The following is a 10,982-nucleotide window of genomic DNA, read 5'->3' on the forward strand; positions in this document are numbered from 1 at the left end:
TTGTTGTCCCTATTTTTCGGTGAGTGCTGTTGCTCGCTCGGACCCGGAGAGCGTCCGCTCCGCTCGTCGGTTTCCGGGGAGTGTGGGTATCTTCCGGAGCACCCTGGCCGGCGGCGTCAACCAGGCACCGAGATCTGACGTGTCGATGTCCCAGCAAGCGTCGGCCGCCATGATCGTCCCGACGCAGTCGAGCAGGCGCTCGTTACGCCGATTCCGAACGTACTGCTGGAGTTCACGGAGGGGAAACACCATCTCCCCAGTTTGCTGTGGGGTACCGACCGGGCGGGATACGTCGAGGTCGAGGACGCTGGCGACCATTGTCGAGACGAACCGGTAGCCGAACCGGCTGGCCAGCGCGTAGGAGGCCCAGAACTTCGGGTTGATCTCCATCAGCACGTACGTGCCGTCGGATCGCTGTCTGAACTCGACGAGGGCGATCCCGTTCCAGCCGATATCGCGGAGCAACGCTGCCGTTTTCGCTTCGATCGTCGGGTTCCCGACGAGACGGAGATGGGTCCCGCTACCGCCGTGGCGCGGCACGGAACGGAGTTCCTGGTGACTGACCAGCAACTCGATCTCGTTGTCGAGACAGAGCACGCCACAGCCGAAGGTCACGTTGGGTCCGTCGATGTACTCCTGGACCAGCACGTTTCCGCCGGAGGCCTCGGCAGCGATTCCGTCGTAGGCCGTCCAGAAATTCGCCGGCTCGTCGACACGGGCCGTCGTCATGGTTCCGTTCTCGCGTCTGGCCTTGAGAAACACCGGAAACGGGAGCGTGTCGGCGGGAGTCGGGCGTCCGCTTTCATCGAGTTCCTCGGCAGTATCCGAATAGTCGGTCGGGACGGGGATCCCGAGACGCCGCGCTCGCTGTAACGTTCTGGCTTTGTCGACGGCGACGTGAAACGATTCCGACGGCGGGAGACAGAACTCGACCGCGTCCGGGATCTCCGATCGGATCGAATCGACGGCCGCCATCGAGTCGTATCCGACCGGCAAGACGATCTGCGGCCGGTGTTTGTCCATCAGTTCGAGTAGCGCGTCGGTATACTCAGCTTCGCCGGGGGCTGGAACGACCTCGCCGATATCACAGTAGTTCGACCGCAAGAGTCGACTGTATCGAGTCGTGCCAGTCCCGATTATCCGGGCATTGAGGTCCTCGGATAGTTCTCTCGCGACAGCGAGCGTGTTGTCGTAGTCACCGTCGAGCAGCAGCACTCTCGGGGGGCTGTCCCCTGGAGTGTCACGCTCGCGATGGACCGGCACCTGCACGTCGGAGCGGTCGGAGCCCGACTCAGTATCAGTCTGCATTGAAGCCCTGTTCGACTTACAGCGGCTATTCCAGTTAGTAATGAATCGGCTACTTGCGGGCGCGGAGACTCTGCCCGGGTGACGTCGTCACGACTGCGTCGGGGGAAGAACCGATCCTGTTTATTTGCCAGCGCCACCCTCGGCGAGGGTCGTCGCGATCTCCGCGACCTGCTCGGGATCGTTGGTCCAGACCCCGTCGTATCCGTTCGCTTGTTCCCGTGCGAGCAGTCCACAGGCCTGCGTCACGTCAGTACCGCCGTCGAACGCGAGGACCCAGTGGCGGTCGATCCTCTCGGCTGGCTGGCCGTGGTAGGTAACTTCCTGGATCTCCGGTGGTTTCCAGTCGGCGACGCCGTAGATATGAATGTCGAGGTCCGTCTCGGTCGCGAGCGTTCGATACACGTCGGCCTTGGACTCGAACGTCGAGAGCGTCTGGAAGCTCACCCGGAGCGTCCCGCCTCCGACGCGATAGGCGCGGTCTTCGATCTCCCGACTGACCGCGAGCAGTTCGCGTCGAGTCATTCCCCTGACCAGCGTGTCGTCGATCAGATCGAACATGGCGCTGTAACCCGTTGCGACTTCCTCGCGCTCGGTCGGCCGGACGAGCGGCGGTTCGAGCAACCCTTCGAGTGCCGTGACTCCCAGTGATCCCACGAACTCGCCGTCCGCCTCGAGGACGACGAACGGGTCCGGACCGCCCGGAGGCAGGTGGCGGTGCTCGACGGTGACGCCGTGTGCGTCGAACCACTCCTCGATGTCGGTTGGCCCACCGCTTCGATAGACAGTGAGCCGACAATCAGTGGATTGGAACTCCTGGAAGTACGACTCGAACATCGTTACGAACGGCTGGCTTCGACACTCCGGCGGACGATATCCCGGACGAGAGGTTCGAGCGACTCGGGTGTAACTGCCCCGCTCTCGCGGTCCCAGGCTACCAGGCCTGCCTCGGCGAGCAGCGGTAGATGGATATGGTGGAGCGCGAGATGGTGCGTTGTGTGATCGGCAGGGGTGCCCATCGTTCCTCTTTCGGTGGCCACCCACCCCGTGAGAACAGTGGCGAGTTCCTCGATCGGGGTCTCCCCTTCTTCGAGCAAGTGATACAGCACCCGGCGTCGCTGGACCGACGAGAGCGCGTCGTAGAACCGATCCTCGGACAATCGTGAGCTGTCGCTACTGGCGGCTCTTCGATCGGTCTTTTCGGGATTGGCCATACGATATTATTTATTATAGATCAATATAATTATTTCCCTATAGGTGCTACTATCCGATACGTCTGCGCCCGGTGACGATCCTGTCCAGACGAGTGCGTCTCGCTCGGGTGGTCCGTCTCTCCGGTTGCGGACTACCGGGTTTCCGTGCCCGCCGCCAGCGACGAGCGTGTCGTCCCCGGAGTGGACTCGTCAAGGTGATCGAGCAGTGCCGCCGGCGGCCCGATCCACGCGCCGACGTCCTGAGCGTGTTCGATCAATCGACGGTACAGCCGTCGATAACCCGGGAACTCCCGTTCGTTGAAATATCGCGGGTGCCACAGCACCGTCATCACGGCATCGTTCTCGCGCGCCTCGGCGACGAGATCCGCACACACCTGCCAGGCCGCCTGGGGTCGTGACGCGGGATCGGGGAGCGTCTGTTCCATCAGCGTCAGCGGGAACACGGTGAACGACTCCGAGAGCGGTTTCACGAGCCCGTAGTCGTACACGAAGCCGTAGTCGGTGCTGGATCCGAGCGTCGAGTCGTACTCCAGTCTCAGTTCGGCCTGGATCTGCCAGGTCTCGGGCGTGTTCATCCGGAGGTAGTGCTGGCGACCGCCGCGGACCGAGTGGCCGAGCACGTCCTCCAGTTGCTCTTTCTCCTGACGCAGACGCTCGATGTCGTCTCCGGAGTGATACGAGCCGTGGAGACCGACCTCCCACCCGCCGTCGTCGAGCTCCCGGATCACTGCTGCGATGTCGTCGTCGGTCGGATCGTACCGACCGAGCTGCTGGATCCAGGTGTCGGGTCGGACCCAGTCAAGGGGGTCGCCGCTGGCGAAGGGGCCCGGCTCGCTGAGGAAGTAAAACGCCGACCGAACGCCCAGGTCGTCTTCGAGCGCCATGATCTCCTCGAACTGCCAGTAGGGGTTCTCCCGGGCGAAAAACGACCGCAGGTGATCCATCGACCGCTCCGCGAGTGTGTAATACAGCGCCTGGTGGAACCGCTTGTACGGCCGATCGACGTCGTGCGTGAGACACAGCGCAAAGGGGTGATCGTCAATCATCGTCTGCGGTGGCAGCGGATGGATGGCTCAGCGCCCGGACGACGCGCTCCGCCGCTTTCCCGCCACCGTACAGCGTCGGCTTCGCTGCGGGGTTCGGAAGCGGGCGTGTGAGTGCTGTCCTGATCGCCGCCGGGTCGGCACCGACGAGGACGTTCCAGCTGGTCTCGACCGTCTCGGTCCACTCGGTCGTCTCCCGGAGCGTCACACAGGGACGGTCGAGATAGAACGCCTCCTTCTGGACGCCGCCCGAATCGGTGGCGACCCGCTCTGCGCCCGAAAGCAAGGCCACGAAGTCCAGGTAGCCCACTGGATCGACGAGTTCCAGTGCCGAGGCCGCCTCCTCGTAGAGACCGTACTCCTCGAGTGCTGCGACCGTACGGGGGTGGGCGGGCAGGACCACCGTGGCCGACACGCTCGCGAGTCCCTCGACGATCGACCGCAGGCGATCCTCGGAGTCGGTGTTTCGCTCGCGGTGGACCGTCGCGAGGACGTACGACTCCCCGGTCAGTCCCAAGCTATCGACGATCGCGGAGTGCTCCAGTGCGTGCTCCCGGACCGCCAGCAGCGCGTCGTACATCACGTCGCCGGTCACGACGACATCGCCCCGGACGTCGCCGGCTCGCAACGTTTCGGCGGCTCGATCGGTGGGGGCACACAGCAGATCCGCACACTGGTCGACCAGCACGCGGTTGACCTCCTCGGGCATCGACCAGTCGCCACTGCGGACGCCGGCCTCGACGTGGACGAGCCGAACCGGTCGCTTTGCGGCGACCAGACCGGCCCCGAGCGTGGAGTTCGTGTCGCCGTAGACGAGCACGACGTCGGGGGCTTCCTCGTCGACGACGTCGTCGAATCGCTCCATGACCTGAGCGGTCTGGACGGCGTGACTGCCCGAGCCGACGCCGAGGTTGTACGCCGGGTCCGGGATCGGGAGTTCCTCGAAGAACACCGACGACAGCATCTCGTCGTAGTGCTGGCCCGTGTGGACGAGCACCTCCTCGTGGCGGCTGAGCTGTTCGGAGACCGGAAAGGCCTTGACGAACTGCGGCCGGGCACCGACGACAGTGAGGACTTTCATTCCTCGACCTCCAGCTCCTCGTTGTCCCGCCGGTCGAACAGGACCGCGACGACCAACATGACGGCGCCGAACAGCAGCCCGTACGTGGTTGTGCGCCCGCTCTCTCCGGCGCTCCACAGCGACCGGACGCCGTGGCCGAACCCGGCCAGCAACCCGGTCACGCCGAACCCGTAGAAGGCGGCCAGGGGATGGACACCGTCGTCGAGGTGGCGAACCCGGAGTCGCCACAGGAACTGTCGTGCCAGCAACAGCGAGAGCTGTGGCACGAACGAGGAGTACTCGATGTGGCTGGTCTCCTCGCCGTAAACCGCCGGCATGTCGATGTCGACGATCCGGAACCGATGGACGTTCATGTGGACGAGCATGTCGTTGCAGAACCCGAACCGGTCGTACACCGCGTCGAGGTCGATCGTCTCCAGTGCCTCCCGGGAGACTGCGGTGTACCCGTTCTGTGGATCCATCATCCCCCAGTAGCCGCTGGCGATCTTGGTGAGGAGAGTCAGGATCGCATTGCCGAACAGCCGCCAGCGGGACATCGCCGCCCGGTACTCCGGTCGTTCGAGTCGGTTGCCCTTGGCGTAGTCGGCCCGCCCCTCCGCGACCGGGTCGACGATCCGATCGAGGATGTCGGGGTCCATCTGTCCGTCGGCGTTCATCACAGCCACGACGTCGATGCTGTCCTCGACGGCCAGGCGATATCCCGTCTTGATCGCGGCCCCGACACCTCGGTTCTGTTCGTGTCTGGCCGTCACGACGCGTTGCCGGTAGCTGACGCCGCCGTCGGCCGTGACGAGTAACTGTTCCCGCTGTCGGTCGTTCATCCGCTGTGCCTGTTCGGTGATCTCCGCCCAGGTATCGTCAGTCGAGGCGTCGTCAACGGCGTAGATTCGGTCGACAAAGGCCGGGACCGTCTCGATGACCTCTCCGACGAATCCCGCCTCGTTGTAGGCGGGAATGACGACACCGACGGTCTGGCCCTTGTACATCACTCCACCCCGCGGCCGTCACCGATCGTTCGGACGGTGTGGCCCGTACCCGAGAGGGTCAGCGCCTGCCGACCGTCGACGACGACCATGGGGTCCATTCGGTCCCACCGGATGCGGTCGAACGCGCTGTGATCGGTGACGAGGACGGTAGCGTCGAGATCCAGTCTGTGCAGTCTCTCGACGCTCGTCGGCGTCCCCTCGAACGGAGAGAGGTCCGAACAGACGGGATCGACGAGGTAGACGTTCGCGCCCAGCTGGTTCAGATCCCGGACGACGGAGAACGCCGGCGAGTACCGGACCTCGTCGACGTCCGGTCGGTAGGTCACCCCGAGGACGGCCACGTTCGCGCCGAACAGCGGGTGATCCGATCCGTCCATGGCCTCCCGGAGTTGCTCGATCGCGTACAGCGGCATGCTGTCGTTGATCTGGCGGGCCATGCGCACGATCGGGGCCGAGGTCTCGATGCTGTCCAGCAGGAAGTAGGGGTACACCGGAATGCAGTGACCGCCGACGCCGATACCCGGTCTGTGGATGTCACAGAACGGCTGGGTGTTGGCGAGTTCGATCGCCTCGGGGACGTCCACGCCGAGTTCGGGGGCGACCGTGGCGAGTTCGTTCGCCAGGGCGATGTTGACGTCGCGGTAGATCCCCTCGAACACCTTCACACACTCGGCAGTCCGGGCGTCCGGGGCGGCGTGGACGTCGTTCGTCGTGATCTCCTCGTAGACGAGTTTCGCGACGCGCGTGCTCTCGTCGTCGATCCCGCCAACGATCTTCGGGTAGGCCCCGCGGATGTCCTGCAATGCGCGCCCGCTCATCGTCCGCTCTGGACAGAACGCCAGCCCGACGCTCTCGGGATCGGGGACGGTCCGGCGGAGGATCGGCCATAGCGTGTCCGCACAGGTCCCGGGCGGTACCGTCGACTCGACGATGACGACGTCGCCGGGATCGAGCTGCGTGCCGATGTCTCGGGTGAGTGTCGTCAGCGTCGATAGATCCGGCACGTCCTGATCGTCGAGCAGGGTGGGGACGATCAACACGTGGATGCTCGCACCGGCGGCGGCTTCCTCGACGTCGGTGGTGGCCGACAGTGCTCCCCTGGAGACGTTCCGATCGATCTCCGCCTCCAGTCCCGGTTCGTTCTCGACGGGCGAGCGACCGTCGTTGATCGTCTCGACGACCGACTCGCTGATGTCGACGCCGGTGACGTTTCCGGTGACGGAAGCGTAGACGGCCGCGAGCGGCAGTCCCATCTTTCCGAGTCCGTACACGGCGACCGGTACCTGTCCGCCGGTAAACGCACGCCGCTGTTCGTCCGGCGTCGCTCCCGACCCGTACAACCGCTCCAGCGACTGTTCAGATCGTGACATTTGGTGCCACCTCCGATTCGCCCGCGGCCAGCGCCTCGATACGGTTGGCCAGCGCCAGTGCCCGCCGTCCGTCTTCGCCCGTCACGATCGGTTCCTCGCCGGACCGGACGGCGGCCGTGAACGATTCGAGCTGGTTTTTTAGCGGTTCACCGTTCTCGACCATCGGCTGCTCGATCAGGTTCTCGTATCGATACCGGACCGATCCCTTCTCTTCGACGAACTCGGGGTAGGACTTGCGGTAGATGTGGACCGAGCGATCGATGTAGTCGACGTCGACCTTGCAACTGCGGGCGGTGATCGAGAGTTTTCGGATCTTCTGCTGGGTGAGTCGACTGGCTGTGAACGTCCCGATGACACCGTCCTCGAAGGTCACCAAGGCGGTGACGTACTGGCCGTCCTCGGTCCCGTCGGCCGTCACGCTTCGGACCGGAACGTCCAGCACGTCCAGGACCACGTCCAGGTCGTGCAGCATGAGGTCGAGCGCCACGCCGGTGCCCATGTCCCGATCCAGTGGCGGTCCGAGCCGGCGGGCGTCGACGGCGATCACGTCCAGGTCGGGCACGACGTCCTGAAGGGTCCTGACGGCGGGGTTGAACCGCTCGATGTGACCGACCTGCAGCACCACGCCGTTGTCTTCGGCCTGCTCGATCAACGTCTCGGCCTGTCCGTCGGTCTCGACGAACGGTTTCTCGACGAGCACGTGGACGCCGCTGTCGATCGCCCGGCTGGCGATATCGTAGTGATACGCCGTCGGGACCGCGATCGAGAGGACGTCGACCCTCTCGAAGAGGTCCTCGGGGTCGCGGGGACTCGTCCCGTGGTCGGCGGCGACCGACGACGCCTGTTCCGGGTCGTTGTCGTAGACGCCCACCAGATCGACGTTCGGGAGTTCCTCGTAGACGCGGGCGTGATGGCTTCCCATCTGTCCGACGCCGTAGACGCCGGCGGCGAGGGTTTCGTCGGTCATTCGCCGATCGCCTCCCAGGCGCGAGTGAGGTGTCTCTCGACCGCCTCGACGATGGTGGTGATGTCCTCGTCCGTGAGTCCCGGATGGACCGGCAGCGAGAGCACTTGATCCGTGGCTCGCTCGGCGACCGGAGTAGCGGCCTCCTCGCCGGCGTAAGCCCCCTGTCTGTGGATCGTCGTCGGGTAGTAGACGCCGGTTCCGATGTCGCGCTCTTCGAGGTCGAGTTTCAGCGCGTTGCGCTGGGGATACTGGACGGTGAACTGGTGGTAGGCGTGCTCGGTTCCGGGGCGCGGTTCGGGCAACTCGAGCCTGTCGTCGTCCAGTTCCTCGAGCAGGCGCTGGGCGTTGCGACGGCGCTGATCGACGTAGTACGGGAGTTTCTGCAGCTGGGTGAGGCCGATCGCGCCGGCGATGTTAGTCATCCGGTAGTTGTGCCCCAGCGTCGCGTGCGTGTACGAGCCCGTGCGGCCGTGATTGATGAATTGATCGGCTCGACGAGCGACAGCCTCGTCGTCGGTGACGACGATCCCGCCCTCGCCGGTTGTCATGTTCTTCGTCGGGTAAAACGAGAAACAGCCGGCGTCCCCGATTGTGCCGACGTGTTCGCCATCGATGGTCGCGCCGTGGGCCTGGGCGGCGTCCTCGATCAGCGCCAGGTCGTGGGCGTCGGCGATCTCGCGGAACCGCTCCATCCGCGCGGGCTGGCCGTAGAGGTGGACGACGAGTATTGCGTCGGCGTCGTGCTCGCGGACGGCCGCCTCGGCGCTGTCTGGATCGAGATTGAGAGTCTTGGGATCGATATCGGCGAACACCGGCTCGGCGTTGGCAAACCGGATCGCGTTCGCGGTCGCGATGAACGAAAACGGCGTCGTGACGACGGTGTCGCCCTCGCCGATATCGAGCGCTTCCAGGGCGGTGTGCAGCGCTGCGGTCCCGTTGACGGTCGCGACGCCGTGTTCGGCACCGACGTACTCCGCGAACGCCGCCTCGAACTGTTCGACCTCTTCTCCGGCGACGAGTCGCCCCTCTTTGATCACGTCTTCGACGCTCTCGAACTCCGGCTCGCCGATGTCCGGGGCTGCAAGCGAGATCATGCGATCGTGTTCCCCCCCTGGAGCGGGTCCGGTAGCGGTTCGTGTCGCGCGGGCGTGCCCACGGCCAGCGTCTCCGGCGGGACGTCCTCGGTGACGATGCTCCCGGCGGCGACGAACGATCCGCGGCCGACGGTCACGCCGGGGAGGATCGTCGCGTTTGCGCCGACGGAGACGTCGTCTTCCAGCGTCGGGCCCACCAGATCCTGCTCGACGCGGACCGGGTACTCGTCGTTGGTCAGGACTGCGCTCGGGCCGAGAAAAACAGAATCGCCGATCGTCGTCTGCTGGGGGACGTAGACGTTCGTCTGGCAACTCACCGACGAGCCGATCGTGCAGGCCCCGTCGACGACGGTATTCGTCCCGAGCAGGACGTCGTCGCCGATCGTCGTGTCTTCCCGGACCAGCACGTTGTGACCGGTCGAGAAGGAGTCACCGATCTCGACGTCGTCGTAGATCACCGTTCCCGATCGGATCGTCGCGTCGTTACCGATCTTCGTCTGTTCCGTGTCGCTGCCGTTGGAGCGACCGAGCGTCGCGTTCTCGTCTACTGTACAGTCGATACCGAGTGTGACGTATTCCATTGCGGGTCCTCGCTGACCGGTCTCGCGGGTGGCCAGCGCTTACGCCATGACTCGGGTCGATTGCCGCTTTGTTATTGAGTGCTTTGCAGGGACCACAGGTTCGTGCTATCGCAGGATGCCGATCCAATATTCTCTCGTGTGACGAATGGTTGTGGTTGCGATACCTGCCTGCTGTGCCGACTGCACGTCGGAAGACTTGCGAGCGCTCACTCCGCTCGCCCTCACGTCTCACAGCTTCGCAGTCGTGCGGTCAAACCCGAAAAAGACGTATACCAACCACGATAAACTGGTTCCCTGAGCGACGGTCTCCGCGTTTCGGTACGCGGCTGCATCTCCCCACAGTAGGTGAATACTACGCTCCTCTGGTGATCATAGTCACGTCGTAACAAAGTAGACACGTCGTCTCTTCTTCGGCAAGTCTGATCGCTCGGATGAGTATACGCGGTCAAGACAGCACCGATATAATGTCAGAAGACACAGACATACTCTCGCCCGACCAGGCGTTCGATATTCTGAGTAACCAGCGTCGTCGGTATGCCCTGCATTACCTCTCGGAACATCCCGAGGGTGAGAAGCTTCAGGAACTCGCACGCCGGCTCGCCGCCTGGGAGAACGAGATCTCCGTCGAGAAGGTCTCGAAGAAACAGCAAAAGCGGGTGTACGTCTCTCTGTATCAGACACACATCCCCAAACTCGAAGCCGAGGGGGTCGTCGACTACGATAGCGAGAGCGGGCTGATCACGCTGACTAGCCATGCGGACGACGTCACGACCTATCTACAGGACGACGAAGACCGGTCCGACCAGTGGCACCGCTATTATCTTGCCCTAGTCGTGGCCGGTACCGCTGTCTTCACCGCGACGGCCCTCGAGCTTCCCGTCTTCGCTGCACTCACACCGACGATCGTCGGTCTCGCGATTCTCTTCGCGTTCGGTGCCCTTACCGTCCAGTACTTCCTTGTGCGTCGCCGTGAGTCACAGGGGGTGTCTAGAAGTAGTGAACACTAGTCCTCGTCCTCGACGGGGATCAGTTCCTCCGGGCTCCGCTTGTACCGCGGTCTGTTTGCGAACTTCCGAATCAGTTCCTTGTCTTCTTTCGAGAGATGTTCCGTCATCACCCCCGCTTGGACTGGAAGACGTATAAGTACGTTCCGACTTCCTTCACCTATCGACAACTAGGAGCAGCATACTCGCACATAGATTCGTTTACCTATGACTGATTATGCGATAATAGCAACCCTTTAACTCAGCTTTGCACGTTAGCGTCAGCTGTTGAATGAACGAACAGGTGATCGATTTCTTCCATCAGGTCATCGACGCCACGATCATTATTGTCCCGAAC

11 protein-coding genes are annotated in these 10,982 nt (G+C 63.8%); 1 reads left to right on the forward strand and 10 read right to left on the reverse strand.

From position 1 onward, the window contains the following. Positions 1 to 9: 9 nt before the first annotated feature. The 10 genes from OB916_RS11115 to OB916_RS11160 all read right to left on the reverse strand — a co-directional run bounded on the left by OB916_RS11115 (position 10) and on the right by OB916_RS11160 (position 9,641). A complete protein-coding gene (locus OB916_RS11115) occupies positions 10 to 1,308 on the reverse strand; it encodes a carboxylate--amine ligase (RefSeq protein ID WP_315909365.1) in 1,299 nt (432 codons plus the stop codon). 120 nt (positions 1,309 to 1,428) lie between these two features. Continuing rightward, entirely contained in the window at positions 1,429 to 2,142 is a 714-nt protein-coding gene (locus OB916_RS11120; RefSeq protein WP_315909366.1) for a DICT sensory domain-containing protein, read from the reverse strand. 2 nt (positions 2,143 to 2,144) lie between these two features. Then, positions 2,145 to 2,519, reverse strand: a complete 375-nt coding sequence (locus OB916_RS11125; RefSeq protein ID WP_315909367.1) for a DUF7344 domain-containing protein — start codon at positions 2,517 to 2,519, stop codon at positions 2,145 to 2,147. Positions 2,520 to 2,650: 131 nt separating this feature from the next. Beyond that, on the reverse strand, positions 2,651 to 3,565 hold the full coding sequence (locus tag OB916_RS11130) for a polysaccharide deacetylase family protein (RefSeq protein WP_315909368.1): 915 nt from the start codon (positions 3,563 to 3,565) through the stop codon (positions 2,651 to 2,653). Further along, entirely contained in the window at positions 3,558 to 4,643 is a 1,086-nt protein-coding gene (wecB, locus tag OB916_RS11135) for a non-hydrolyzing UDP-N-acetylglucosamine 2-epimerase (RefSeq protein ID WP_315909369.1), read from the reverse strand. Before wecB ends, OB916_RS11130 begins: the two co-directional genes overlap by 8 nt. Then, positions 4,640 to 5,629 (reverse strand): glycosyltransferase family 2 protein, encoded by a 990-nt coding sequence (locus OB916_RS11140; RefSeq protein ID WP_315909370.1) that lies wholly within the window; start codon positions 5,627 to 5,629, stop codon positions 4,640 to 4,642. Before OB916_RS11140 ends, wecB begins: the two co-directional genes overlap by 4 nt. Then, on the reverse strand, positions 5,629 to 6,999 hold the full coding sequence (locus tag OB916_RS11145) for a nucleotide sugar dehydrogenase (RefSeq protein WP_315909371.1): 1,371 nt from the start codon (positions 6,997 to 6,999) through the stop codon (positions 5,629 to 5,631). The genes OB916_RS11140 and OB916_RS11145 overlap by 1 nt, the downstream gene beginning before the upstream one ends. Next, complete coding sequence (locus tag OB916_RS11150) at positions 6,986 to 7,966, reverse strand: Gfo/Idh/MocA family oxidoreductase (RefSeq protein WP_315909372.1); 981 nt, start codon at positions 7,964 to 7,966, stop codon at positions 6,986 to 6,988. The genes OB916_RS11145 and OB916_RS11150 overlap by 14 nt, the downstream gene beginning before the upstream one ends. Next, complete coding sequence (locus tag OB916_RS11155; protein ID WP_315909373.1) at positions 7,963 to 9,060, reverse strand: DegT/DnrJ/EryC1/StrS family aminotransferase; 1,098 nt, start codon at positions 9,058 to 9,060, stop codon at positions 7,963 to 7,965. Before OB916_RS11155 ends, OB916_RS11150 begins: the two co-directional genes overlap by 4 nt. Next, the gene (locus OB916_RS11160) at positions 9,057 to 9,641 is read right to left on the reverse strand and encodes an acyltransferase (protein WP_315909374.1); all 585 of its coding nucleotides are present in this window, start codon (positions 9,639 to 9,641) and stop codon (positions 9,057 to 9,059) included. The genes OB916_RS11155 and OB916_RS11160 overlap by 4 nt, the downstream gene beginning before the upstream one ends. Positions 9,642 to 10,105: 464 nt before the next feature. Here OB916_RS11160 and OB916_RS11165 point away from each other — a divergent pair, with 464 nt between their 5' ends. After that, a complete protein-coding gene (locus tag OB916_RS11165) occupies positions 10,106 to 10,648 on the forward strand; it encodes a DUF7344 domain-containing protein (protein WP_315909375.1) in 543 nt (180 codons plus the stop codon). The last annotated feature ends 334 nt before the right edge of the window (positions 10,649 to 10,982 follow it).

This window comes from Halapricum hydrolyticum (genome assembly GCF_025517535.1).
GTDB classification, from domain to species: domain Archaea; phylum Halobacteriota; class Halobacteria; order Halobacteriales; family Haloarculaceae; genus Halapricum; species Halapricum hydrolyticum.